The 26623-nt window shown below is 39.1% G+C and carries 20 protein-coding genes; 2 read left to right on the top strand and 18 right to left on the bottom strand.

The window, feature by feature from the left end:
• Window positions 1–290 precede the first annotated feature (290 nt).
• From dapE to ileS, 13 genes are all read right to left on the bottom strand, one after another.
• Entirely contained in the window at window positions 291–1379 is a 1089-nt protein-coding gene (gene dapE, locus CYP54_RS09670; protein ID WP_103605085.1) for a succinyl-diaminopimelate desuccinylase, read from the bottom strand.
• A gap of 8 nt (window positions 1380–1387) precedes the next feature.
• Complete coding sequence (locus tag CYP54_RS09665) at window positions 1388–3127, bottom strand: EAL domain-containing protein (RefSeq protein WP_258033736.1); 1740 nt, start codon at window positions 3125–3127, stop codon at window positions 1388–1390.
• Between the two features lie 249 nt (window positions 3128–3376).
• Window positions 3377–5581 carry an endonuclease MutS2 gene (locus CYP54_RS09660; RefSeq protein WP_103605083.1) on the bottom strand — a complete coding sequence of 735 codons (2205 nt, stop codon included), beginning with the start codon at window positions 5579–5581 and terminating at the stop codon, window positions 3377–3379.
• Entirely contained in the window at window positions 5578–5922 is a 345-nt protein-coding gene (locus tag CYP54_RS09655; protein WP_103605082.1) for a hypothetical protein, read from the bottom strand. The genes CYP54_RS09660 and CYP54_RS09655 overlap by 4 nt, the downstream gene beginning before the upstream one ends.
• Window positions 5916–6233 (bottom strand): hypothetical protein, encoded by a 318-nt coding sequence (locus tag CYP54_RS09650; protein ID WP_103605081.1) that lies wholly within the window; start codon window positions 6231–6233, stop codon window positions 5916–5918. The genes CYP54_RS09655 and CYP54_RS09650 overlap by 7 nt, the downstream gene beginning before the upstream one ends.
• Window positions 6233–7540, bottom strand: coding sequence for a UDP-N-acetylmuramate--L-alanine ligase (gene murC / locus CYP54_RS09645; RefSeq protein WP_103605091.1), 1308 nt, complete (start codon window positions 7538–7540; stop codon window positions 6233–6235). The genes CYP54_RS09650 and murC overlap by 1 nt, the downstream gene beginning before the upstream one ends.
• A gap of 86 nt (window positions 7541–7626) precedes the next feature.
• The gene (locus CYP54_RS09640; protein ID WP_103605080.1) at window positions 7627–7980 is read right to left on the bottom strand and encodes an MmcQ/YjbR family DNA-binding protein; all 354 of its coding nucleotides are present in this window, start codon (window positions 7978–7980) and stop codon (window positions 7627–7629) included.
• A gap of 74 nt (window positions 7981–8054) precedes the next feature.
• A complete protein-coding gene (locus CYP54_RS09635) occupies window positions 8055–8849 on the bottom strand; it encodes a carbon-nitrogen hydrolase family protein (protein WP_103605079.1) in 795 nt (264 codons plus the stop codon).
• Window positions 8842–9033 carry an exodeoxyribonuclease VII small subunit gene (gene xseB, locus CYP54_RS09630; RefSeq protein ID WP_004317712.1) on the bottom strand — a complete coding sequence of 64 codons (192 nt, stop codon included), beginning with the start codon at window positions 9031–9033 and terminating at the stop codon, window positions 8842–8844. Before xseB ends, CYP54_RS09635 begins: the two co-directional genes overlap by 8 nt.
• A 3-nt stretch (window positions 9034–9036) precedes the next feature.
• Window positions 9037–10143: a homoserine O-acetyltransferase MetX gene (gene metX / locus CYP54_RS09625; RefSeq protein ID WP_103605078.1), complete on the bottom strand. Its 1107-nt coding sequence runs from the start codon at window positions 10141–10143 to the stop codon at window positions 9037–9039.
• Window positions 10143–11591 carry an IMP dehydrogenase gene (gene guaB / locus CYP54_RS09620; protein WP_103605077.1) on the bottom strand — a complete coding sequence of 483 codons (1449 nt, stop codon included), beginning with the start codon at window positions 11589–11591 and terminating at the stop codon, window positions 10143–10145. The genes metX and guaB overlap by 1 nt, the downstream gene beginning before the upstream one ends.
• A gap of 4 nt (window positions 11592–11595) precedes the next feature.
• Window positions 11596–12954, bottom strand: a complete 1359-nt coding sequence (gene gatA / locus CYP54_RS09615; RefSeq protein WP_103605076.1) for an Asp-tRNA(Asn)/Glu-tRNA(Gln) amidotransferase subunit GatA — start codon at window positions 12952–12954, stop codon at window positions 11596–11598.
• A gap of 99 nt (window positions 12955–13053) precedes the next feature.
• Entirely contained in the window at window positions 13054–15810 is a 2757-nt protein-coding gene (ileS, locus tag CYP54_RS09610; RefSeq protein ID WP_103605075.1) for an isoleucine--tRNA ligase, read from the bottom strand.
• Window positions 15811–15905: 95 nt separating this feature from the next.
• On the opposite strand from ileS, the gene CYP54_RS09605 reads away from it, so the two are divergent.
• Window positions 15906–17003 (top strand): CinA family protein, encoded by a 1098-nt coding sequence (locus tag CYP54_RS09605; RefSeq protein WP_103605074.1) that lies wholly within the window; start codon window positions 15906–15908, stop codon window positions 17001–17003.
• Window positions 17004–17092: 89 nt separating this feature from the next.
• Window positions 17093–18343, top strand: a complete 1251-nt coding sequence (locus CYP54_RS09600; RefSeq protein WP_103605073.1) for a pectate lyase family protein — start codon at window positions 17093–17095, stop codon at window positions 18341–18343.
• 120 nt (window positions 18344–18463) lie between these two features.
• On the opposite strand, the gene CYP54_RS09595 is transcribed toward CYP54_RS09600, so the two are convergent.
• The 5 genes from CYP54_RS09595 to CYP54_RS09575 form a co-directional block, all read right to left on the bottom strand.
• Window positions 18464–18976 carry an MMPL family transporter gene (locus CYP54_RS09595; RefSeq protein WP_103605072.1) on the bottom strand — a complete coding sequence of 171 codons (513 nt, stop codon included), beginning with the start codon at window positions 18974–18976 and terminating at the stop codon, window positions 18464–18466.
• A gap of 254 nt (window positions 18977–19230) precedes the next feature.
• Window positions 19231–19911, bottom strand: a complete 681-nt coding sequence (locus CYP54_RS09590) for an ABC transporter substrate-binding protein (protein WP_103605071.1) — start codon at window positions 19909–19911, stop codon at window positions 19231–19233.
• A 66-nt stretch (window positions 19912–19977) separates the two neighbouring features.
• Window positions 19978–20832, bottom strand: coding sequence for a TPM domain-containing protein (locus tag CYP54_RS09585; protein ID WP_181001580.1), 855 nt, complete (start codon window positions 20830–20832; stop codon window positions 19978–19980).
• Window positions 20832–21425: a LemA family protein gene (locus tag CYP54_RS09580; RefSeq protein ID WP_103605069.1), complete on the bottom strand. Its 594-nt coding sequence runs from the start codon at window positions 21423–21425 to the stop codon at window positions 20832–20834. The genes CYP54_RS09585 and CYP54_RS09580 overlap by 1 nt, the downstream gene beginning before the upstream one ends.
• A 100-nt stretch (window positions 21426–21525) precedes the next feature.
• A complete protein-coding gene (locus CYP54_RS09575; protein WP_103605068.1) occupies window positions 21526–26559 on the bottom strand; it encodes a retention module-containing protein in 5034 nt (1677 codons plus the stop codon).
• Between the last annotated feature and the right edge of the window lie 64 nt (window positions 26560–26623).

Below are 26623 nucleotides of genomic sequence, written 5' to 3'. Positions count from 1 at the left end.
GATATCCATACCATCTTTAAAGCTAGGATTGTGCTGGATATATTTTTTCGCCCACAAACGTATTTATAACTTCTACCTTATGCTCATTAAAAAGAGCATTCCATTAGGTTTTACTTGAAATGGCTAAAACCCGGCTACTTCATGAATTGTAATAGATAATAGAAATATTGCCAAATAAAAAATTTCTTATTTTTAAAATTATTTGACAAGAAATATTAATCAAAATAGCTTTTGAAAATATTTTTAGACAATTAATAACTTTTTGGTTTAAAAATAATGAAATTTATGGATTAAAATTTTTCTATCAAATCTTTAAAAATTTCATAAAGTTTATTTACTTCATGGGTGCTAACTCGTTCGTTTTTGGCGTGTATGCGGTCGTTTATTACGCCAAATTCTATCGCATCTACACCAAATTCAGCAAAGTGCCTTGCATCGCTCGTGCCGCCTTTTGTATTTAAAAGTGGCGTAATGCCGGTGATCTTTGTGACAGAAGCTATTAAATTTTTTACGATTTTGCTATCTTTATTTGTTAAAAATCTCTTTGAGCTTTGCTTTATACTAAGCTCGTAATCAAGCCCTTTTAAGACCTCTCTAAGATAGCTCTCAACATCATTTACGTCGGTTAAATTTGAGTTTCTCACATTAAACATTATGCTAAGCTCACTTGGCGTAACGTTGCAAACTTGTATGCCACCTCTGATATCAGTTACCACAATCTTGCTCGGGCTAAAAAACTCACTTCCAACATCCATATCGTGATCAGCTATCTTATTTAGAAGTGGAGCTATCAAATTTACCGGGTTTACACACTTTTCAGGATATGCCACGTGCCCTTGAACGCCCTTTATCACGATCTTACCATTTATTGAGCCACGTCTGCCAACTTTTATGCTATCGCCAAATTCTTTATCGCAAGTTGGCTCAGCCACTACGCAAAATTTTGGCAAATCATTTATTTCGCGTAAATATTCAAGTGCTAAAGGCGTGCCATATGTGCCGTCGCCCTCTTCGTCGCTTGTTAATATGAGGCTTAGCTTCCCATCAAATTTCGCATCTTTAGCAGCACAAACAAGAGTAGCCACACCACTTTTCATATCCTGTGCGCCTCTTGCATAGATGTAGCCATCTTTTTCTAGTGGAGTAAATGGCTCACTATCCCAGCCCTCACCTGGAGGCACGACATCAACGTGTCCAGCAAAAGCTAGATGCTCGCCATCACCATAAATTTTAGAGAGTATGAGATTTTTGGTGCCGTTTTTTTCTATAAATTTTGCCTCAAAATCAGGCAAAAATCTAGCGATAAATTCTAAGCTTCCAGCATCATTAGGTGTGATAGAGCGAAAGCTTAAAAGCTCTTTTAAAAAGTTAATTACCACTAAGGGCCTTATGAGCCGGCACGCTCTGGTGCACCAAAATAAAAGCCCTGGAACTCATCTACGCCGATCTCTTTACAGATTTCAAATATCTCTTTTGAATGCACATATTCAGCAATAGTTTTTATACCAAGGTCTTTTGCAAATGCCACGATCGCACTTGCGATAGAGTGTGAATCTTTATTTATGTCTATATCTTTTATAATAGAGCCATCGATCTTCACATAGTCAGGCTTGATCTTTATAATGTAAGAAAAATTTGAATATCCTGAGCCAAAATCATCAATAGCGATCTTTGCGCCCATACTTTTTACACGCTCGATAAAATTTGAAACTCTCTCTAAATTTTTAAGCTCTTCATCTTCAACGATCTCAAATACTACTCTACCAGCAACATTGTGCTTGTTCAATAAATTTAAAACAAGTGAGCTAACATCACCATCGATCATATCTCTACTGCTTAAATTTATGGAAAGTACTAAATTCTTATCCTCTACAAGCTGCTTAAAACACTTTACAATGAGTTGTTTCTCAAGATCAGCATAACGCTTAATACGCTTTGAGATATCTAAAAAGACATTTGGTGATATAACATCACCTCTATCCAAAAGCCTTATCAAACATTCATATTTTACAGGTACCTTTTGGTCATTAACTATCGGCTGAAAATAAGGAACAATATTGTTATTTATAGTAGCGTATTGTATCAGTTTAGAGCGTTCTATTTGAGTTGCGTATTCCTCTTTTTGATTTAGCCCTTTGAAGTAGCAAACATAGTCTTTATCTTGCTCTTTTGCTGTTTTTAATGCTATTGTTGCTTTTCTTAGTGTTTGATCACTATCAAGAGCAAAGCCTATCGTGCTATGTATCTCGATACCTTCTATCTCCCTACCATCTTCATCGACTATACTTAGCATACGACCTTTAAAAATTTCTATCAAATCTTCAACCATATCTTCATATCTATCGATAAAGCTATCGCTATCTTCTACCAGAGCAAACCTATCTGCTTCTATGCAGTAAGCTTTCATATTCTCATTTTTGGCAAATTCACTGATCAAATCAGCCATTTTGACCAAAATCTGATCACATGCAAATTTACCGTAAAAGTCATTCATCTTGCCAAAATCGTCAATATCTATAAGCACTACTTTAGGATTTTCATAGCTATTAATATCACGCACCAATGCTGTTTTATTTAAAAGTCCAGTCATCGGATCGATATAAAGCTTTTCTCCAAGCTCTTCTATCTGTTTTTTAGTATCTGTTTTTAATGCGTTATAGTTATTTTTTTCTTTTATGTATTTGACCGCATACCATATACAAGTAGATAAAGCAACTATTGCACCAACGAAGCTTAAGATGAATGTTAAAGCCATATTGTTTAAAAGCCATTCAAAAAAGTACTCATCATGCGTGCCAGTAATACGCTGATCGACCTTTCCTTTAAAGCCTAATATATACTCTCCAACTGGCACAAACATACAAACTTGAGCGGCGTTTTCTGGCAAAATTTTTGACCAAAAATAATCTTTTTGGAAATTATGAGCAAAGATATTTCCACAGCTTTTATCGTTAAATTCTTGATTTATTATTCTTTTATCTGAAGACGCTACGACCTTGTATCCATTTTTATTATCATCCTTTAATAAAAGGACATCACCCATAGCGCTATCGTTAATGTAAGATTGAAAATTTGCGACATCATATTTGCTGACATTTTTGAAATAATCAACATATTGATATGTCAAATAATCAACTTTCTTTCGAAGATTAAAACCATTTTCAGCAGAAGCATTATTAAATTTAAAATAAAAAACTACCAGGTTTTCGACTAAAAAAATACTTCCCAAAATAAACACCAAAACAACAATTGTCTTAGTGATATTTAAGTGGCTACTTGCCTGTTCGTCCTTGTTACTCAAAAGTTACTTCCCTTGTTTTGTGTAATTGCACTGATTATATCAACCTTAAAATAAATTTTAACTTTTGGAAAAAAGTTAAAGTCTGACTATTTTAGCGCCGTATCCACCCTGATTTGCCGGTGCATCAAAAAACTCTTTCACGCTTGGATGCTCTTTTAAGAAATTTTTGACTGCAAAGGCTAGCTTACCCGTGCCGATGCCGTGAAATACGCTAACCTCATCAAATCCCATAACAAGACTATCTGAGATAAATTTATCAAGCTTTGCTATCGCCTCGTCAGCTCTCATGCCGTGCAGATCAAGCGATAATGACGCCGTTTTTGGCTTATCAACACTTAAACTTACGCCACCTTTTTTAGGCGTGACCACTTCGTTGCCATTTTTTCTTAAAAGCTCGAGTGGCACACGTAAATTTATACCATTTGACTCGATCATAGCGTCATTTTTTGAGATACTTAAAACCGTGCCTTTGATATTTTCATACTTCACTCTATCGCCTACTTTTAGGTTCTCACGCTCAGTTTTTTTAGGCTTAACGATGGCGGCTTTTTTCTCATTTGCCACGTTTAGCGCCCTTTGCTTGTCTTTAATGTCCTTGAAATTTATAACAGCTTTTGCTGCATTTATCGCTTCATAATACTCTTTTTCTAGGCGCGAAATAGTCGCATTTAGCTTGATCTCATTTTTCTCTTTTAGCTCTTTTTGCTCTTCAAGCAAGCGCTCCAGCCGCTCCTCTTTTGCCGTGACCTCTTTTATCCCCTCATCAAGCTTAGTTTGTAAATTTAGCGTCTTTGTGATGATCTCGTTTAAATTCTCTTTATCTTCACCGTAAATTTTCTTAGCCTGCGCCACTAGATTTTGAGATATGCCGTATCTTGCCGCTGTTTCAAAGGCATAAGACTTGCCGATCGTACCTTTTAAAAACTCAAATTTTGGCCTTTGTGCCGCCTCGTCGTAAAGTGCCGCCACTAGCTCAACCTCTGGATTTTTAGCTAGCAACATCGCAAGGCGTTTGTGGTGGGTCGTGATGATCATTTTGATATCTTGAGTGATGAGGCGCTCTATCATGACGCCATACAAGCTCGCAGCCTCTTCAAAATCGGTACCAAGCTCGATTTCGTCGATGCCGATGATGATCGACTTTTTAGTAAAAAGCCTTGCAAAATGCACCATCCTGCCTGCAAAGGTCGAGATGTCATTTTTTACGCTTTGCGGATCTTCTATAATAGCGTCAAATTCTTTAAAAGAGCCGATCGTTGAGCGGTTTGCGTCGATACGCATAGGTAGTAAATATTTCGCAAGCAGCGTGGCTGAGATGATCGATTTTAAAAGCATCGACTTACCACCAGCATTTACGCCAGTAATTAGTAGCACTTTTTTACTAAAATCCACACTCACGCTTTTTGGGTTTTTAAGCGCTGGATGGGCAAATTTCTCAAGCCTGATAACGTGCGAGCTATTTGGCAAAACAAACTCATAGTCACGTGATCTAGCCAAATTTACGCGCGCCTGATATGCGTCAAACTGATCAAAAGCGTTATTTATAAATTTCAAAAAAAGCAGGCTCTTGCTCATCTGCAAGCTAAATTTCTTACAGTGCTCAAAAATAATCTCCTCTTTTCTATCAAGTAGCTCGCTTTGCTCCTTTTTTAGGCGCTCGGTGCTTGCAGGAGCGACGTAGAAGTAGCCGCCCGAGCTTCTAGCGATCACGGTGCCTTTTAGAGCGTGATTAAAGCCGCCACGCACCAAAAGTGCCTCTTGTGAGTTGATGTAGTGCGTCTGGGTATCGACTAGATAGGGCGTGATATGCTTTGAGTAGATGAGTTTTTTAAGCTCAGCGTCGATCTGGCGTTTTTTCTCGCTAAACGCCTGCTTTATCGCATAAAATCTCTCATCCACGCTGTCGCTAAACTCGCCGTTTTCATCAAAGCTGTTTGCCATCTGGCTCATCGCTTCAGGGATTTCAACTTTAGCGATCCACTCGCCAAGCCTACCTTCAAATTTTTGCTTTTTTAGATATGAAAAGTATTTAATTATCTTTGCAAACTCGTAAATTTCACTAATGTGAAGCACTGCTTGCTTGCTAAGTCTAATTAGCGCGTCATCAAGCTCTTTTATCTCATCAGGCGCCTTAAAATCATACTTCGAAAGCTCGCTAATGTTTTCAAAATGGATTTTGCTGTCGCCTTGTAAAAATAGCGGTTTTTGCCTTGCCAAAAAGGAGTTAAATTTCTCTAAATACTCGCCCAAATCAAGCTTTAAAAATATCTCTTCAGTCATTGCTCACAACTTTTTATCGGCACTATCACGCCTGAGAGCTCGCTAAATTCTCTTTTAGCCAAAAATGACGCCGTGCCAAATTCGTAGTTAAATTTCTCAGCGCTTACGTTGTATTCGCCACATTTTAGTGTTTTGCCCTGTTTAAAATCGCTAACTAGCTTTGAGATGGCGTCCTCATTTCTTGACAAATTGCTCTCATAAATATAACCACAAACAAGCACTGCGAGCAAAATAGCACTAACAATAGCTTTTGTTTTTTTGTTTATCTTTTCATCTTTTATCGCCCAGATCGCTCCAAAAAGTACGATCAAGCCAGCGATTAGGATCAAATTTCTTACCATTTCACGCCTTTATATTTTACGATAAGCTCTTTGTAAAGCTCAGCATGAGGCTCGATCTTTTTTAAAATTTCAGCCTTAACCTCACTGATATCTTGTTTTTCAACCAGCAAGCAAACAGCAAGATAAGGGGCATTTGGCAGCATCTCTTTTATCTGAGTGCTGCTTAGCTTTTGCGACCTTGCAAGAGCGATCAAGATATCTTTTTTGCCTAAATTTATAAGGCTTGAAATTTCATCCTCGCTTAACTCTTTTTCATTTATCTCTTTTAAAATTTCATTTTCATCTTGAGGCTTGAAAGTGCTTAGATCCATTAGTACCCGCCTCTTAGCTGCACGCTGATATCGCCCGCTCCAAAGCCAACTACGATGCCGTCACTTAGGCGGTTTTTCACGCCAAATTCATCTGTAAATTCTATCCCCTCTTCAACCCTCTCGACCTTATCGGTAAAGATCGGGTTATACTCGCTAAACTCGCTCTTCATATCAACTTCGATCGGACTTTCTCCAGCTGCATATACTGGCAAGATGACAAGCTCATCAACACCCTTAAAGCACTCTTTAAAGCCAGGTAAATTTGTGCTAAGTCTTGTGTAGCGGTGTGGCTGAAATATCGCTGTGATGCTGTTTATGCCTAAAATTTTGGCGTATTCAAAGACTGATTTTAGCGTCGCTTTTATCTCGGTTGGATGGTGCGCGTAGTCGTCTATTAGAACAAAATTTTTGTTTGCGCTAAGTATGTCAAAACGCTTTTTGATCCCTTTAAAATTTAGTAAATTTTCTCTTATGTCTTTAAGCGGCGTCTCGTGCATCGCAGCAAGAATAGCCAAAGATGCGTCTATGGCGATGTGCTCGCCCATGCCAAAGGCTTCAAATTTGCCTAAATTTTTAAGGTTAAAGCTGGTGTATGGCTGATAGTCTCTTACAACCATTGTAAGCTCGGTGATATCGGTACTTGGATAAAGCCTGATCGCGTCAAGCTTAAGCGTGCTTAAAAACTCGTCCTCAGCGTTTATCACCCTAACTTTTGCGCGCTCCAAAAAGCCCTTGTAGGCTGCGTAAAATTTAGCTAGATCATAGTCATAGTGCTCCATGTGCTCTGGCTCTGCATTTGTGACGATGGCTAGATATGGGTTTGAGTTTAGAAAGCTTGAGTCGCTCTCATCAGCCTCAAATACGACGTTGTCGCTTTTGGCATAGCGCATATTTGAGCCAAACTGCTTTGAAATGGCACCGATGATGACTGAGCCTTCTATTAGGCTTGCTAGCATCGCTGAAGTAGTACTCTTGCCGTGCGCGCCAGCAACTGCAAAAACGCACTTATCTTCAAGCACATAAGGTAAAATTTCTTTTCTTGAAAAGCACTTTATGCCCTTTCGTCTGGCCTCCACTAGCTCGATATTATCCTCTTTTATCGCAGCTGAATAGACCACGAAGTCTTGGTCTTTTATCGCCTCTTTGCAGTGCGGCGTGATGACCTCGATGCCTTCATTTTGAAGCTCAAGCGTCGTTTTGCTCTCTTTGATGTCGCTGCCGCTTATCTTGTGGCCTTTTTCGTGTAAAAATCTAGCGATGGCTGAGATGCCGATGCCGCCAATGCCTATGAAATGGACTTTTTTGATCTCGTTGTTTAACTCTTGCAAATTTTATCCTTAAGTTTTTCGTGATTTTAACAAAAACTACTAAATTTAAGGCTGAAAAATGGCTTTTATTTGCTTAAGGTAAAGCTTTCATCTATTAGGTCAAAAACTGTTTTTTGTGAGATTTTAGAGTTTAAATTTACACTTATCCAGTGTTTTTTGTTCATGTGATAGGCTTTAAAAATTTGCTGCTCATCAACTAGCACCATCGCTAGATCAGGGCTACATTTTAGATTTAAAATATCTATCATTTCGTCACTTTCAAGCCCAAGCTTGCTAGCGCTTATCTCCATAAGTAGCGCAAACCACTTCTCATTTTTCTTGTGACGAAAGGCACTAAATTTTGGATATTTTGGGAAAATTTGCTCACCTAAAACGTCAAATTTCTCTTTTATGTATCTCTCAACGTCACTTCGTTTCAAATTTCACTCCAAAATTCCTTTAAAGAGCACTCATTCTTGTTAAGCTCACTTTCCCGTCCAGTTACGGCTTTCTTTTATCTTTTAAATTTCGCCTCTATATGCATAAAGCCCCAAGTGCTTCTAGCCTCGCTAAGCTCCTTTTTGCTAAGCTCATCTATCATCATCTCTTCATTTTTACCAAGTCTATTTTTGACCTCGCCAAACGGATTAATAAGCATCGAATCTCCGTAAAAGCTCCACTGCGTATCATCACTTTTATGACTCCCTACGCGGTTTACACGCAGCACGTAGACGTTGTTTGTAAAGGCCCTAACCTTTAAAAGCTCCTCCCAACGCGCCTGAGAAAAAAATGTACAAGCCGTTGGCACGAGTACGATATCAACCTTTTTAGCGCTCATATAGGCCCAGCACACATCAAAGTGCGCCTCATAGCCAAACATAACGCCAACTTTAAATTTATCATATGTAAAGATAGGTAAATTTAGTTCATCGCTTGTGTTATTAAAGAATTTAGCCTCATTCCAGTGAGCGTAAGGCATGAGAATTTGCTGATCATATAGCTTTACTTGTGTTGGGGTAAATTTAGCTAGACTTTTAAAAATTTCCTTGCCTTTTAGATTTACAATTGGTGCAACAATATTTAGATCATACTTTTTTGCCATTGCAAAAAGAGCCTCTTTTTTGCGCTCGCTTTGCTCTTTTATAAGGCTTTTTGGCATGCTAATGAGCTCTTTAAAAAAGCTATTTAGCACGTATTCACCAAGCACAACAAGTCTTGCGTTTTCGTCAGCACAAATTTTTAGATAATAATCAAGCCTTGCCTCGCTTAGCGGCTGAGTTGGTAGCTGAAGAGCACAAATTCTACTCATCGTCCACCTGCTTTATGCTAAGTTTTGCGTTTTCTAAAATTTCTCTTGCTTCATTTAATAGCTTTTTACCCTGCTCGTGTAGTTTTATGCTATTTTCTAGGCTCACATCATCTTTATTTAGGTCGTTTAAAATTTTATCCGCAAGGGCCAATTTTTCTTCAAAACTTTGCTCTTTTTGCTCCATCTTCTATCCTTTTAATATATTTTTTATATATCCATCAAATTTTTCTATCTCGACCAAAAATGCGTCATGGCCGTAGTTGCTATCTATCTCTACAAAATTTGTCTTTGCGCCTCTGCCCATCTCACAAAGTGCGTCATAAATTTCTCTCATGCAGCTTGGCGGAAAGAGCAGATCGCCTTTGAAAGCAATTAGATGCAAATTTGCTTTGATCGGCGCAAGGGCGTCTTTTAAGTTGTCATAGTGTCTTGTGCAGTCAAAGATATTCATCATCTTTACTATGTATAGGTAGCTTAGCGGATCAAACCTCTTTGGGAAGTTGTAGCCGTTGTACTCCATGTAGCGATCCACCTGAAAGCGCCCAGAAAGCTCGTAAAGACCGTCAGTTTCTACGTAGTTTCGTCCAAATTTCTCATCCATGCTATCAGGACTTAAAAAGCTGATATGCCCTGCCATCCTGCCATAAGCCATACCCTTTAGCCCATTTTTTCTTATAAATTCCACGTCGTATTCGCCATTTTTGAAATTTTTATCGTTTAAAATGGCTTCGATGGCGATTTTATTAAACGCTATCGCCCAGGGCTTAGTCTGATAGGTGCTTGCAAGCATTATGATATCTTGCGAAAATTCTGGAAACTCGATAGCATAGCAAAGTGCCTGCATACCGCCAAGACTGCCGCCTATCACAGCTCTTGCTCTTGTGATACCAAGCTCGCCAAAAAGCTTCATTTGCGCCTTTACCACGTCGCTTATGGCAAGGACAGGGAAATTTAGCCTATACTCTTTGCCACTGCTTCTATCCACACTTAGTGGTGAGGTAGAGCCAAAGCACGAGCCTAGGATATTTACACAGATAACGTAAAATTTATCGGTATCAACCGCCTTTTTACTGCCTATTAGCCCGTCCCACCAGCCAGCTTTCTCATCACCTGCGTAGGTGCCAGCTGCGTGGTGCGAACCAGTTAGGGCGTGGCAGATCACGATAACGTTGCTCTTATCGGCATTTAGCGTGCCATAAGTCTCATAAATAAGATTGAAATTTGATAGCATACGGCCACTCTCAAGATAGAGTGGCTCGTTAAATTTAATAGTTCTAGTTTGCAGGTCTAACACTAATTAACTTTGTAGTTTGGTGCCTCGTGAGTGATAACTACGTCGTGGACGTGGCTCTCTTTTAGTCCTGCGCTTGTTATCTCGACAAATTCAGCTCTTTCTTGAAGAGTTGGGATATCTTTTGCGCCAACATAGCCCATAGCGCTTCTTAGGCCGCCTATTAGCTGATGTATCACATCTTTTATACTACCAGCAAATGGCACACGACCCTCGATACCTTCAGGCACTAGCTTGTCTTGAGCGGTGCCCTCTTGGAAGTAGCGGTCTGAGCTGCCCTTTGTCATAGCGCCGATCGAGCCCATGCCACGATATACTTTATACTGGCGACCTTGGAATGTTATAAGCTCGCCTGGGCTCTCCTCGCAACCTGCAAGCAAGCTTCCTGCCATAACGCAAGCTGCACCTGCTGCAAGGGCTTTTGCCACGTCGCCTGAGTATTTTAAACCACCATCAGCGATAACTGGGATACCATATTTCGCTGCTTCGCTTGCGCAGTCATCGATAGCTGAAATTTGAGGCACGCCAACGCCAGCAACGATCCTTGTGGTACAAATAGAACCTGGTCCAATGCCCACTTTTATGCCGTCAGCTCCTGCTTCTGCTAGGTCTTTTACAGCTGCTGGGTTTGCGATATTACCAGCTACGACATCGACTTTAAAATTTGTCTTTACCTCTTTTAAAGTGTCGATGATGCCCTTTGAGTGGCCATGAGCTGAGTCGATGACGATGACATCTACGCCAGCATCAACTAGTGCTTTGGCGCGGTCTATCTGACCTACGCCAATAGCCGCAGCCACGCGAAGTCTGCCGTAGCTATCTTTGTTTGCGTTTGGATACTCTTTGCGTTTTTTTAGATCTTTTATGGTGATAAGTCCGTCAAGTCTGCCGTCTTTATCGACGATAGGTAGCTTCTCAACCCTATTTTGAGAGAAAATTTTCTCCGCATCATCAAGCGTGCAGCCCTTTGGTGCAGTGATAAGCGGTGCTTTTGTCATGCGGTCTTTTACCAAAGTGCTCATATTTGTCTCAAATCTCAAATCGCGGTTTGTTAAAATTCCTATTAGTTTGCGGTCTTTGTCGATGACTGGAACGCCTGAAATATGAAGATCTGACATAAGGCTTAGAGCTTCAGCCACAGTCGCCTCTGGATTTATAAAGATAGGATCGATGATGACGCCACTTTCGCTTTTTTTGACGCGTTTGACCTCTTTTGCTTGGCTTTCGACGTCCATATTTTTGTGGATGACGCCGATACCGCCCAGCCTTGCCATCATGATAGCAGTTCTATGCTCAGTCACCGTATCCATCGCAGCAGAGACGATCGGGATATTTAGCGTGACGTTTTTGCTGATCCTGGTTTTTACATCAACTTGCTTTGGCAAAATTTCAGAGTATTGCGGCACAAGAAGCACATCCTCAAATGTTAAAGCTCTCTTTACTATCTTCATATTTTTATCCTTTTATTAAATTTTCTAGGCTCTTAGCACCATTTATCAAGGTCTGTTCGTCCCACGCTTTTGCGATGAGCTGGGCGCTCACGTTTAAATTTTGATCATCTTTGCCAACTGGCACAGAGATAGCTGGTAGGCCTGCTAAATTTACGCTGATCGTGTAGATATCGCTTAGATAGGCCTGAAGCGGATCGCTGTGTGCTCCAAATTTATAAGCTGTGCTTGGAGCAACTGGCATGAAGATGAGATCATTTTCTTCTAAAATTTTCTCGTATTGAGCTTTTATATGCGCTCTTGCTTTTTGCGCTTTGATGTAGTAAGCGTCGTAGTATCCGCTACTTAGTACAAATGTACCAAGTAAAATTCTCCTTTTTACCTCTTCGCCAAAGCCTTCTGAGCGTGAATTTACATATAGCTCTTTTAAATTTCTAGTATCTGCGCGTCTGCCGTATCTTACGCCATCATAGCGACTTAAATTTGCGCTTGCCTCTGCAGTTGCGATGATGTAGTAGGCTGCGACGTCATATTTTGAGTCTTCAAAATTTGTGTAAGTTACGCTGTGACCGTGTGATTTTAGCTTCTCGATAGCTAAATTTAAAGCGACTTTTGTCTGTTCGCTTGCATTTTCGACGTAGTTTTTGATAACACAAATTTTTAGCTTCTTCTCGCCATCTATCTTGTCGCTCACGCTCACAAACGGTACATCTGCGCTCGTGCTATCTTTTGGATCATGTCCAGCGATCGCGTCATATAAAATGGCTGCATCTTCTACGTTTTGAGCGATAGGTCCTATTTGATCAAGACTGCTTGAGTAGGCGCCAAGGCCATATCTGCTCACTCTGCCATAAGTTGGCTTAAGTCCCACGCATCCGCAAAATGCCGCTGGCTGGCGGATCGAGCCACCAGTGTCGCTACCAAGTGCGGCTACTGCAAGGCCAGCTGCGACTGCTGCTGCCGAGCCACCGCTACTGCCACCTGGGACGTGAGCGTGGTTTAGTGGATTTAGTGTTTTGCCGTAAAATGAGCTCTCAGTCGTGCTTCCCATCGCAAATTCGTCCATATTTGTGCGGCCAAATGGAGCTAAATTTTTGCTAAGTAGCTTCTCTATAACGGTTGCGTTATAAGGTGCTACGTAGCCTTGTAAAATTTTAGAAGCGCACGTGACGCTCCAGCCTTTTACTTGGATGTTATCTTTTATAGCGATAGGCACGCCCTCGCCTAGTTTTGCGATCTCTAAATTTGCTAGCTGCTCGACATAAGCGCCAAGCTCTTTTTCTTTTATGATCTTCGCCTCAAGCTCGGCTCTTAAATTTTTTATCTCTTCAGCTGAAAATTTCAAAGCTTCTTTTAAAGTTACCACTATTTTTATCCTTTAAATTTATTAACCAAAAATATGCCAAACAAGCTAACAACGACCACCGCAGCGATCGTTGCTATTATGATAGTTGCGCTTACTGGCTCACTTAGCACTTATGACCTCTTCACATCTTGGGCATAGCGCATCTTCTTTGCTAGCGTTAAATTTCCAGCATCTTGGGCATTTGTGAAGGTTGCTTGCTATGATCTTAAATTTATCGCCCTCAAGCTCAAACTCAGCTAGTGGCTCGCTATCATCATAAGCTCTAACTGAGCTTACCATATAAAGATCAGCCACTTCGCGCTCGTCGTAGCTTGTGATGTTGTGGTTTGTGGTCTCTAGGCTTAGCTCTAGGGTTGATTTTATCTTTTTCTCCTTTTTAAGAACGTCCACGATCTCGTTAAATTTCTCCCTGCTGGCAAAAAGTAGCTCATCTTCAAAGCTAAGATCAAATTTGATCGGCTCATAGACTAGATCAAACGCGTCTTTAGCGTCGTCTTTGATGATCTTTGGAGCGTAGTCCATCACCTCATCAACGGTGTAAGTAAGCGTTGGAGCGATGAGTGGCAAAAGTGCCTTTGTGATGATAGCCATCGCGCTTTGAGCTGATCTTCTTCTTGGTGCGTCTTTTGCGTCGCAGTAAAGTCTATCTTTGCAAACGTCAAGATAGACGCCACTAAGATCGGCTGATAGGAAATTTAAAAGGATGTTAAAGCCCTTTGAAAAGTCATAATTTCTAAAGCAAGCGCTCGCCTCATCAAAGACCTTTTTAGCACGTGCCAAGATCCACTTATCAAGGATGTTAAACTCTGTATTTAAGCTCTCAAGATCATTTACGTTTGCTAGTAAAAAGCGGATCGTGTTGCGGATTTTGCGGTACTGCTCGCTTATTTGTTTTAATATATCTTCGCTTATTTTTAGGTCACTTGAGTAATCACTCATACCAACCCAAAGGCGTAAAATTTCCACGCCGTGAGTCTTAGCCACGTCTTGTGGAGCGATGACGTTGCCCTTACTCTTGCTCATCTTCTCGCCCTTAGCATCGACAGTAAAGCCGTGAGTTAATATGCTCTCGTAAGGTGCGTGAGAATTTATAGCTGTGCTTACTAGAAGTGAGCTTTGAAACCAGCCACGGTGTTGGTCTGAGCCCTCTAGATACATGCTTGCAGGGTATTTGCCAGCGTCGTAGTTATCGCTTTGCAAGACCGCATGCCACGTCGAGCCGCTATCAAACCAAACATCAAGGATGTCCATCACTTTTTCTAAATTTTCAGCCTTGTATTTTGAGCCCGTTGGTAAAAGCTCGTCTATGCTTAGTGCCCACCACGCATCAGCGCCTTTTTCTTTAAAGATAGCCACGATATGATCTAAAATTTCACTATCAAATATAACTTCTTTTGTCGCTTTGTCTCTGAAAAATGCGATCGGCACGCCCCAGTCACGCTGACGAGAGATACACCAGTCTGGGCGATTTTCTATCATTGAGCCTATTCTTTTTACGCCAACGCTTGGGTAAAATTTAACCTTTTCAAGCTCTTTTAGCGCTGTTTGTCTAAGCGTTTTTCCGCCTAGTTTTGCCTCATCCATAGCTATAAACCACTGCTTTGTGGCTCTATAAATAACAGGCTTATGCGTTCTCCAGCAGAATGGATAAGAGTGTCTAAATTTAGAGACGCTAAGCAAGCTTTTGCCAAGTAGCTCTAAAATTTTCTCATTTGCTTTAAAGATGTGCATACCGACAAACTCATCTACCACGTCACTTCTAAATAGTCCGTGATGTTTGAGGCTCTCATCGTAGCAGCCGCCGTCATCAACTGGCATCAAAATTTCGCTAAAACCATATTTCAAACATACGTAGTAGTCGTCCTCGCCGTGACCTGGAGCTGTATGAACAAGTCCAGTACCACCATCCATCATGACATGATCGCCCAGTAAAAATTTAGACTTTCTGCCGTTTAGTGGATTTATCGCGTGGGTGTTTTCAAGTAGGCTTGATTTAAACTCTTTTTTGATCTCGCCCTTGCTTAGGCCACTCTGCACAATGCTTTCAAGTAGTGGCTTTGCAAAGATCAAATTTTCAGCCGTTAGCACGTAAATTTCATCTGGATTTAGGCTTATGGCTTGATTTGATGGAAGCGTCCAAGGCGTGGTCGTCCAAATCACTGCACTTGCCTCTTTTACGCCAAGCTTTTCTAGCGCATCGCTGTCAAGCTCAAATGCTACGTAAATAGAGTAGTCCTCTTTCTCCTCGTACTCGACCTCAGCCTCAGCTAGCGCCGATCTAGCCGCCCAGCTCCAATAAACTGGCTTGCTTCTTTCTATCAAAAGCCCTTTTTTAGCGATCTCGCAAAGTGCTTTGTAGATGTCAGCCTCAAACTCAAATTTCATCGTCATGTATGGATTTTCAAAGTCGCCGATGATGCCAAGGCTTTTAAATTCATTTCGCTGAATGTCTATAAATTCTCTCGCGTGCTGTCTGCAAAGCTCCCTGATCTCGACCTTGCTAAGATCTTTTTTCTTATCGCCAAGCTTTACTTCTACTTGCTGCTCGATAGGCAGGCCGTGGCAGTCCCAGCCTGGCACGTAGCGGACATTTTCGCCGTAAAAGTAGTGCGTTTTTGTGATGATATCTTTTAAAATTTTATTTAACGCATGGCCGATGTGAAGGTGGCCGTTTGCATACGGAGGGCCGTCGTGGATGTTGAAATTTTTAACCGCATTTTGGCGGTTTTTCTTCATTTTTTCGTAAACCTTGCGGTCTTCGTACCATGATTTTAGTCTTTGTGGTTCATTTTGTGGGAGATTTCCGCGCATCGGAAAATTTGTCTCTGGGAGTAAAAGTGTCTCTTTGTAGTCCATTTTTTACCTTGATTTTAAAATTTGCTAATTTTACACCTGTGCTGGTTAAATCACACTGAAAAATAGTATAATAAGGCAAAAAAAGGAGCTTAAAAATGAGACAAAGTATCTTGATAATAGGCGAAGATCTTGAGATAAATAGAGAATTTCTAAACTACATTTTTCAAAGTTACGAGGATCATTTTGGCGAGCTTGGAGTGGTCAGTTTTGCTCCAAAAAATAGCAAAGAGCTCCCTTTTATAATCGAAAATTTATCAAAAGATTACGACTTTGTAAGCATTTTTGGCTCGGATGAAAATTTTGCCATCGCCGCAAAGATCGTAGCGACGCTAACTGGGGACTCGCTCGAGCTAAAAGATAGCACGACACTTGCACTTAAAGATAGCTTAGACTACTCAAAAAATAGCTTTTTAGCTAGCCTAAATAACGCCCAGATAAATCTCATAAAAGCTAATCCAAACGAAGAACTTGGCGAGTTTCTCACTGAATACGAGCCTGATTTTAGCTACTTTCATCTAATAGACATCGACGCTGATAGCGCTAAGATCCTTATGCTGCCACTTGCTAAAACTTACGAGGTCGATATCACACTTGCGCAGATCCTGCCAAATTTGATACTAGTAAGGGCAAAAAGTAATAAATTTGGCCAGATCGAGAGCTTTTTGCAAGGAGTAAAAACGCTGTTTTCGCAAAAATTTATCCCACAAAAAGATGTGATCGAATTTGTAGCAAAGAGGCTCATACAAAAAGGGCTTAAAATTTCATTTGCCGAGTCTTGCACGGCTGGGCTGGCGGCGGCTAAATTTGCAAGATACGGCGGTGTTTCAGCTAGCTTTGATGGCTCCTTGGTAACCTACGCAAATCACATAAAACACGAGTGGCTGGGCGTTGAGGATGAAATTTTAGATACCTATGGCGCCGTGAGCGAGCCTTGCGTAAAAGCGATGGTAAAAGGTACGCTAAGTACGACAAATGCGGACTTTGCGCTTGCTATTAGTGGTATCGCTGGACCAGGTGGTGGCACAGTCAGCAAGCCAGTTGGTACGGTATATGTCGCAGCTGGCGATAGAAACGGCAACATCGAGATTGAGAGGCTACTTTTAAAAGGGGAGCGCAACTACGTAAGAGAGCAAAGCGTGCTAAGTGCGTATCTATGCCTACTTCGTCTAAAAAGTGAGATATTTTTCGCGTAAATTTTGCCTTTTTAAAAATTGCACTAAATTTAACGGCGATATTCGCAACAAAATATCAAGAATAAAAAGCCAAATTTAGGAGGCTAAAGATGTTTAAAAAGATATTGTTTCTAGCCGTTTCTTCGTTATTTGCATTTGGTGCTCTAGCTCAAGCAGGCGAGATAAAAGCAAGCGACTCGCCCTTTGGTTACGCTAGCATTGGTGCAGAGCAAAATTTTGGCGGATACGCCGGCAAAGAGAGCAAAGAAGTCGTCGTAAAAGATAGGCAAGAGCTCGTAAAATACGCTCAAATGGGTGGTTACGTCATCTATGTGGATGGGCTCATAGACCTTAGCGAAGACAAGATTCCACAAAATGGCAATAGCGATGGGCTGGATAAATTTATAAGTGAGATTAGCGGTGGCGAGTTTAGCTCTTATGCCAAATTTATGCAGGCTTACGGCGCTTCATGCCTTGCAAATTTAGACGGTTCGCAAGATCCAAAGTTAGCAGCGCTTCGCAAAAATTTATCCAACGAGTACAAAAAGCTCATCGTAGTGCCGTTAGCTAGCAACACCACAATAATCGGCTTAGGCGAAAGCTCAGGCATAAAAGGCGGCTCGCTTTTGTTAAAAAATGTCCAAAATATCGCGATCCGCAACATGTTGATCGAAGATGCTTTTGATCCATTTCCAGATATACAAAAAAATGACGGCTTTAATGCGCAATATGACGGCGTCAGCATAGAGTCAAGCAAAAACATCTGGGTAGATCACTGCTATTTTAAGGATACTGTGGATCTTAGCCATGTGCATTTAGCAGGTGGAGAGCTTATTAAATGGCAGACTTACGACGGACTATGCGACATCAAGGGAGACAGTGCGGCTATCACGATCTCGCACAACATCTTTGAAAACCATGACAAAACGATGCTAATAGGCTCAAGAGACTCTGACGGCAGCAGCGAAACAAGGACTATAACGGTCGCTCGTAACGTTTTTGACAACTGCGCGCAACGCCTACCTATGGCACGCAATGCAAAGGTGCACGTCTATAACAACTTTTATGACTCAAAAGATGGCTTCTATGACCAAAAATATGCCATTGGCGTACGCTTTGGCTCGCTAATATACGCTCAAAACAACTACTTTACAAATGGCGTCAAAATAAGCTACAAGTGTAACAAAGGCACCATTTTTGAAAGCGGCAACATAGACCTTTCAAAAAAGGGCAGTATCTGCAAAAAGCTAGACAAATCGCTATTTAAGCTGCCATATAAATTTGATCTTATTTCAGCCTCAAACGTCCAAAACGAGGTAAATAAAAACGCAGGCACAGGCAAACTAGACGTTATAAGATAAAAAATCAAAGCCCCGAGCTAGCCAAAACGCTTGGGGCATGAAAACAAAGCTAAATTTTTATATTTTTGCAAGCCAAAACGCTAGCACATAGCCCATATATCAGCACGCAAAGGCTAACACTTAGCCCAAAGACGCTAAGAGCCACAGTCTGGCTAAAAGAGAGAGTAAAAAACGAGATAAAGCTCGTAACAAATGCGCAAAATATCCCATAAATTCGCTCTTTTTCACTAAGGCTCTAAGGCTCTCATTTAGCGCAAATATCATGTAATCAACCCCAACAGCGCTTGCAAGTATGAGTCCAAAGACACCAAAAATGCTTAAATTTATGCCAAAAATAGCAAGGATAAAGAGCGTAAGAAGCACGCCAAAGATGATGACGCCCATCACAAGTGCTGAGATAAGCGCACTAAAATAAAAACACAGCAGTACAAATGCGATCACAAGTGCTGCTATTTTTAGCTTTAGAGCAAGCTCTTTTGCCTGAGTTAGGCTCTCATTTAGTGAGCTAGCAAAATTTAGACTAAAAGCGTTATAGTGCTCTAGCACCTCATCACTTTTAGCCCCTTTTACAAAGCCGCTCACGTAAGCCACACTCGTATTTTCATCAAGGGTAAATTTATTAAAATCCTTCATTGATTTTAGAGCTAAAATTTCTTTTTTAAATCTTCGACTCTGACCTTTTCTTTTGAAATGGCTAAAACTGCGATATTTTCTTTATGAGAAAAACAGACTTTACCTCTCATCTTTGTTTTAAATTTTAAGTAGCGAGATATTTTAAATGAGTTTTGTTTTATTAAATTTGGATATTTTTTACTCTTCTGCGATCTTTTTTATCTAGCATTTTTGGGCTAAATTTCTCACCGCAAAAGCTGATAAAAAGATGGATTTCACCCCTTTTTATAGGCATTTAATCTCTTTTTATAATTTTCATCAAACTCTAAGGCTTTTTCAAACTCAGCAGTAAATGCTCTAAGGCAATCATTTTTTTGCTGGTTTTCATCGCCAAATGATCTAATACGTGACGCAAAAGTAATCTCATCTTTTCTAAAATCAGCCTCTTTTAAATCAAAGCTTAAATTACTAATTTTGCTATTTAAGATATGTAAGGCACATTTTCTTGGCCCAAAAATAAAATTTTGTTCGTTTAAGGGTTTTAGGCTTCTTACTAAAACGCCACCATAAAGTGATAGATCACTTTTAAAAGATATGTCAAAGCCAAAGTTGTGAAAGTAAATCTCTCCTGCCTCACACTGCCTTTTGTAGGTATTTGCGTCAAAACAAGTATAAATTTCAAGCTCACTAAATTTATACTCTTTGCCAGAAACAATTAAAACTTTACTTTGCATAAGCTCGCATAAAAAGCCCCTAAATTTCTCATCAAAAAACTCTTTAAAACCAGCAGTCTCAACTATCTCTTGCTTTATATTTTTATCTAGAATTTTAAAGTTATTTTGTTTAAGCAGATCAAATTTTTCTTTATCAAAATGACTTTGCTCTAAAAATTTACTAAGCACTGCCACTAGATCAAATTTAGCAAAATGGCTTTTAAGCAGCTCACCAGCTAGCATCTTTGCTCCTAAGTTTTTATATATTTTAAAGGGTTTGAGCTTTACAAGCTAATCTTTGATGAAATTTTACCAACTGCCACTTGCTCCGCCTCCGCCAAAACCGCCTCCGCCGCCACTAAAGCCACCACCTCTTAAACTGCTTGAATGGCTACTGCCGCTGCTATTTGAGTCTGATCTATCACGCCCGAAATCACTATGTGTATTTTTGCTTTGAGTATTTTTTTTAAAGGCATTTTTTAAAATAATAAAAAATATTACAAACACAATAGCAAAGACAATGAAGTAATTTTGCACGCCAAAAAATTGCTCAAATACCGTAGATATCAGCCCTGCAAAACACGCACTAAAGCCAACTCGTATAAAAAATTTACCTAAAAAGCCAGAGATAAAACACGAGATCATGCCAGCAAAAAAGGCAACTATTCCAAATGGTATCTCTTCATCTTCACTCACGCTTTCAAATTCTTCGCCACTAGCTACCTTTAAGATGGCCCTTATGCCATCTATGACGCCACCGCCCATATCGCCTTGCTTAAATTTAGGCACTATCACATCATTTATGATCTGGCTTGATATAGCGTCAGTTAGCACACCTTCGAGTCCATAACCAACCTCTATACGCACTTTTCTCTCGTTTAAAGCGATTATTAAAAGCACTCCATTGCTGCTTTGTTTTTGTCCCAGCTTGTAGCCTCTAGCTATCTCAAGAGAGATCTCTTCTATGCTTTTATTTTCTAGTGATTTAAGCGTAACGATAGCAATTTGCGTCGTACTATTTTGCTCGTAATTTTGCACCAAGCCCAAAAGCTCATCCTTCTCATTTTTAGAGAAAATTTGAGCCTCATCATTTATCTGCTCATTAAAATTTATGGCAAAACAAAAGCAAAATGTAAAAAATAAAAGAGCAAAAATTTTCTTCATCATTTCTCAAATGAAACTTTTGGATTTATCTTCTCTTCGTTGCTTATTTCAAGATTTTGTTTTGGCTTTAGCTCAGGATAAAAAGCGCTTGCTATAAATTTATTTGGAAAGCTTCTAAGGGCTACGTTATACTCTTTTACAGCTTCAATATAATCATGCATTGCTACGCTTATGCGGTTTTGCGTACCTTCAAGCTGACTCTGAAGAGATAAGAAATTTTGATTTGCTTTTAGCTCTGGATAGTTCTCACTAACTGCCATAAGCCTGCCAAGTGCCAAGCCAAATGAGCTTTGTGCTGTCATAAATTCTTTCATCCTAGCTTCATCGCTAAGACCACTTGCATCAACGCTTACTTGCATGCTCTTGCTTCTAGCATTTGCCACATCTTCAAAAATTTTTTGCTCATGAGCTGCGTAGCCTTTTACAGTTTCAACCAAATTTGGCACAAGCTCGGCTCTTCTTTTATATTGATTTAACACCTGCGACCACTTTGCATTTACATTTTCATCAAGTGCAACAAATGAATTTATATACTTAAAAGCACCAAAAGCAAGTGCAGCAATAACTATAATAACGGCTATTAAATTTTTCATATTTTCTCCTTTAAGGAGCAAATATTAGTAAAACAAGACTTAAAAAATAATGTGAGTTTGAGTTTGAAATGAGTGCGAATTTACGCACTCATTTTGGGGATTAAAGATCGGTATGGATTTTGTCGTCTATTTGGATATGGATAGTTTTTCCATTTATTTGATCTATGCTTGAGTAGCCTTTAAATCCAGCAGTATCATATGAATGATCTGCACTCCATTTATGAACTAGATCAACTTTTGTGATTTTATTGCCATTAGCATCAACATCACCACCTTTTATCTTAAGCACCGTGTCAGGGTTATCAGTGATATCAAGGATATTTTGTGCATTAAATTTGATCTTTGTTTCTCCTTTAAGCTCAAGATTTTCAAAGCTTTCCACTTTTGAATCAAGATTAGCAATGCCTCTAAGATCAACTATTTGCTTATCAAACACCAAAGTATCATGACCTTCGCCACCTTTCATATCTTTGCTTGCGTCAAATTTAACAGTATAGTTTTCAACGCCTATATGAAGTGGTTTATAAGGCTCATAAGATTTAGACTCTAAGCCATCCGAATCCGAGGTCTTAAGAGTAGCTTTGACTTCCAAATCATAAGCTGATCTAGCATTAATATCTAATGATTGCTCGAATACACCTTTTGTTATATCTTCAGCCGATAAAGTATGTGTTGCAGTCTTGGTTAGTGCATGGTGGTTGTCTGGATCAGTGTATTTAAACTCTACCGTATCTCCATTTCTAGCATCTTCATTAAGATAAACTTTAACCGTAGTAGATCTCTCGCCACTTTCTGAGGTTTTTATATCTTTATTAAACATGATGCCTCTTATAGCATCGATTTCAGCATGTGCCGTATCGCTTACTGTTTTGCTCTCACCAAATGTGTCAGTTAGAGTAACTTCAGCTTTTGTTTCTTTATCAACTGCGATAGTAGCATCAAGATCAAGTGGTTTATCTCTATCAAGCGTTTGTTGAGAATTATCATCTAAATTTTTAAGTGTAATTTTTCCATTTACATCTTTTCCCATAACTTCATAATGTTTAGTCAAGATAGATCCATTAGGATTTGTTATCTTGACATCTATCTTATCGCCAGCTATAACACTTCCTGGGATAGAAACATGAACCTTTGAAATTTTACTACCTGACTCATCTCTTGAGATAATGCCATTGTCATTTTTATCAGCAACTATGCTTACACTTAATCCCGCTTCACTTAAAGGTGCAAGTTTAGCTGTTGCTTCGCTGCTAGTTGTAGTCTCAGCACCATTTGTTATAGTAGCTACTGCACTAGTTTCACGACCCGGAAGCATAGCAACGCCAGGAATTTTTATAGTGTTATTTTCTAGTTCATGTGGAGTATGAGTAGTATCACTATCATCTGTTAATGAAATTTTACCATTAGCAGTTTTTGACACTGTATAAGTTATGGTTCTAGACCCTGTTGTGCCATTAGCTTGGGGTTCTTTTATTGTTACTGCTACCTTATCGCCATTTGTGACATTATGTGGCACCTGAACGCTTATAATTGTCTTTTTTATATCATTGTCCAAAATAGCTTCATCTCTGTCTATTACATTGTCTCTACTTGCATTATCTTCAACAAATTCAATCTTTAAATTTTTAGTATCTACTGATTCTAATGTAGCTTTAGCTGTCTTTGTTACTCCATTTATAGTAGCTTCAACCACTGCTGGATGATCTTTATCTATATGAACATTAGAAATTTTTAGTTTATTTCCTGGCTCAAGTGCGACAAGGCTGCCACCTGCATCTTTTATAGTAACGTTTGTACCATCATTTGAAGCAACGGTATAAGTTTTCTCTGCTCCACCATTTACCTTGACTTTTATAATATCGCCACTATTTACAGTGGTTGGGATTTGAAGTATTGCCGAAGTGGTATTTAAATTTCCATCCTTCATAGCTTCATCTCTACTTAGAACTCCGTTTCTATCTTTATCCTCATCAATAAATAGCCTAAAGCCTGTTCCAGAACCGCTACCTTGAGCATCAAGCGTAATATCGCTATTTGTCTCAACCTTATCAGCACCGGTATTATCAGTAACCTTGGCATTAATGATAGTTTTATGATCTTCTGTTAAGCCAAGTGTATATTTGACCACCTTATTGCGGTCAGCATCATCGGTAATATCAAGCTCTTCACTACCATTTTTGGCTATTAATTTGCCGTTATTGTCTTTTACTATCTCATATGTCTTGATTGTTTTATTATTTGGTGTGTCTTCGTTATGTGACTCTACTATTAATTTATCACCTAAAACAAAATTTGAAGGAAGCTTGATAGTTGCTATAGTAGTCGCTCCAGTTGCCTCTGTGCTGCCCAAAATACCATCATTATTGGTATCTTTTTCAAAAGTTATCTCCATGTCTTCATGAAGCTTTTCAAGAGTATTATGATTTTGAGCTTCGGCTTTCTTGCCGCCACTTGCATCGGTGGTCTCAGTAGTTACATTTATGGTCTTGCCAGCAATGATCTCTACGCCAGGAATTTCTATCTCATTTTTATCACTTGCGGTTATAGAAGTATTAGTAGAAGTATCTTCTAGCATGATTTTACCGCTTGGGTCTCTACCTGTAACCTTATAAGTTTTAGGTGAAGTGCCGTTATCTATTTTTACAGTTACCACATCACCAGCTATAACGTTATTTGGCACTTTTACTACTACTGTCGTTTTATGTAGGTCACCATCTGAGTCCTTGCTCTCTGCTCTCGTTAAAGATACGTTACGGTCAGCATCCTCTTTGAAATATACTGCCATATCGTTTATATTTGAGATAGTAACCGTGCTTGCGTCTTCTGCATGCTGAATACCATCTTTATCTTTTATCTCAGCTGTTACTTTAGTTTCTAGACCAGTCGCTGTTTTAATGCCAGAAATTTTAAAACTTCTACCATCTATTTCTGTATCTATTTTTTTGCCGCCACTATCTTCTACATAAAACTTACCATTATTATCTTTTTCAATAGTATATTTTATTTCTCTAGCAGTAGCTTCATTTGGCTCTTTTATAGTTACAGTTAGTTTATCTCCACTTACTGCATTTTTAGGAAGCTTTATAGTGACTGTTGTGCTATTAAGATCATGATCACTCATAGCTTGCTCTCTACTCATACTCCTATTGCCATTAGCCTCTCCAAAGATAACTTCAGGTTTTTTTACATATTCTAAACTGGCCGATACTTCTGACTCATTTATAGATGTATGTCTATTTGGATTTAAATTTGTAACTTTGGCCTTAATAGTCGTATCTTCTCCATGCTTTAGTTGGATACCAGAAACATTGATGATATATTGATTATCACCTGCTTTTATAGGCGTTAAAACATTAGAAGTTCCATTTTCCGTTACACTAGTTACGACACCTTTACTGTCCATATGTATAGTAAATTCTCTTGTATAAGTTTTAGAAGGATTATTTACAGGATCATCAGGATCAGGTCCAGTAATAGTTAGCGTAAGCTTATCGCCATTATCAATTTTATTTGGTAGAGTAATCCTTGCTGTGGTTTTATTTACTTCATTGTCATCAGTACTTTCTTGTCTTGAAATTTCATGAAGAGTCTTTTCTTCTGGTAATATCATTTCTAAATTTCTACCAATAGGCATTACGCTATCTTGATCTGACTCTTCACTTTTTCGAACATTGTTTTTATCTACCACATGAACACTAGCTGATGTTTTTACATCTGGAAATATCGGAAGAGATGTATTTACTTTTTGATTATCAATCATCTCTTGTGTAAGAGAAATTTCTTTTGTTGTATCTTGCTTAGTTAGTGGATCGGTATAAGTTATAACGATCTTATCGCCAATAACTACATCTTTTGGTAGAGTTATTTCTACTGTCGTGCTTCTAAAGTCGTTATCTTGCTTATTTTCATTATCATATAGATAGATATTATCGTCTGTATCTTCAGTAAATTTCAAAGTCGGTTTTACATCAAGAGTAGTAGAGTCGCTTGCAGTTGCACTTCTCATCGTGTTTGTGCTATCTGCTACGTAAGCTTCTACTTTTGAAGGCTTACCGTGTTCAACTGGCATATTATCTATCTTATATCCATTATCTATTATGTTTTGATCTATAGGTACACTTTTAACCTCGGTTGTACCATCAGGCTTTGTTAAAGTCATGTGAAGCACATCTCCAACAATCACATCTTTTACAGTTATAAGTACTGGAGTTTCATTTAATTTACCATCTTTAGCATTTTCAGTATATGTTAATAGATTATTATCAAGGCTGTTATCTTCTGTAAATTTAACCTCTGGAGCACTAAAGCCACTTGAAGTTACGTTATCTTCACTTTTGCCACTAACATTTCCTTGAAAATTTGTAATAGTTGCATCAACTTTTGAAATTTTACCAGTCTGTATTGGAGCATCAAACTGATAACCATTGCTTATGATAGTTGGAGTGATAGGAATTGTTTTATTTTCAGTATTACCATCTGGCTTAGTTATAGTGATATTTAGTATATCTCCGGCCCTTACTGTGCCATCATTTGGAATTGTAATAAGAACTTTTGATGTATTTAAATTTGTATCACGTGCATGCTCAACCCTGCTTAAAGTACCATCGTTATTAAGATCGCTTATAAAAGTTACAAGAGGATTGCTTGGGATTATAGTATCATCTCCACCATTGTATCCGCTTATTGGGCTATCGTATGATGCAAAAGCTCTGTTTGTATCACTTAAATTTCTATATGTTGCATTAATGTTTGAGTAGTGACCGCCCTCAGCAAATTTAGCGTCACTTAGGCTAACGCCATCTCCACCACCAGCAGCAGTATTTCCACCAGCTGCGGTCTCTTCAAGTTTTGTTAAATCTCCACCATTTAAAATAGCATTTTGCAAATCACTAACATCTGCCAAGCCTTCCGCGCCTATGGTGCTTTGATTTAAAGCAAGTGTATCATTGCCTACGATCGTAATCTCTTTTCCATTATTTGAAACGATTGTTATTTTATCAGCGGCATCACTTGTCTTGATGCTCTCTCCCATATAAAGGATGTCACCTACTTTTAGCTCTCTCTCATTTCCGTTTTGATCGATAGCGACCGCCTTGCCACTAATGAATTTTACTACTCCAGCTTCTTTAGCCAAGATTACTCCTTATTATTTTTTGTATTATTTAAATTTTTACGTGATTATATACTATCTTTATAAG

The sequence above is a fragment of the Campylobacter concisus genome (genome assembly GCF_002914005.1).
Classification (GTDB): Bacteria; Campylobacterota; Campylobacteria; order Campylobacterales; family Campylobacteraceae; genus Campylobacter_A; species Campylobacter_A concisus_N.
This window is presented reverse-complemented; position numbering and strand designations above follow the sequence as displayed.

Coding starts and splice junctions, on each gene's coding strand:
- CYP54_RS09660 (WP_103605083.1), bottom strand. CDS start 5,581: ATGACTGAAGAGATATTTTTAAAGCTTGATTTGGGCGAGTATTTAGAG.
- CYP54_RS09655 (WP_103605082.1), bottom strand. CDS start 5,922: ATGGTAAGAAATTTGATCCTAATCGCTGGCTTGATCGTACTTTTTGGA.
- CYP54_RS09650 (WP_103605081.1), bottom strand. CDS start 6,233: ATGGATCTAAGCACTTTCAAGCCTCAAGATGAAAATGAAATTTTAAAA.
- CYP54_RS09635 (WP_103605079.1), bottom strand. CDS start 8,849: ATGAGTAGAATTTGTGCTCTTCAGCTACCAACTCAGCCGCTAAGCGAG.
- xseB (WP_004317712.1), bottom strand. CDS start 9,033: ATGGAGCAAAAAGAGCAAAGTTTTGAAGAAAAATTGGCCCTTGCGGAT.
- guaB (WP_103605077.1), bottom strand. CDS start 11,591: ATGAAGATAGTAAAGAGAGCTTTAACATTTGAGGATGTGCTTCTTGTG.
- ileS (WP_103605075.1), bottom strand. CDS start 15,810: ATGGACTACAAAGAGACACTTTTACTCCCAGAGACAAATTTTCCGATG.
- CYP54_RS09605 (WP_103605074.1), top strand. CDS start 15,906: ATGAGACAAAGTATCTTGATAATAGGCGAAGATCTTGAGATAAATAGA.
- CYP54_RS09600 (WP_103605073.1), top strand. CDS start 17,093: ATGTTTAAAAAGATATTGTTTCTAGCCGTTTCTTCGTTATTTGCATTT.
- CYP54_RS09595 (WP_103605072.1), bottom strand. CDS start 18,976: ATGAAGGATTTTAATAAATTTACCCTTGATGAAAATACGAGTGTGGCT.
- CYP54_RS09590 (WP_103605071.1), bottom strand. CDS start 19,911: ATGCTAGCTGGTGAGCTGCTTAAAAGCCATTTTGCTAAATTTGATCTA.
- CYP54_RS09585 (WP_181001580.1), bottom strand. CDS start 20,832: ATGAAGAAAATTTTTGCTCTTTTATTTTTTACATTTTGCTTTTGTTTT.
- CYP54_RS09580 (WP_103605069.1), bottom strand. CDS start 21,425: ATGAAAAATTTAATAGCCGTTATTATAGTTATTGCTGCACTTGCTTTT.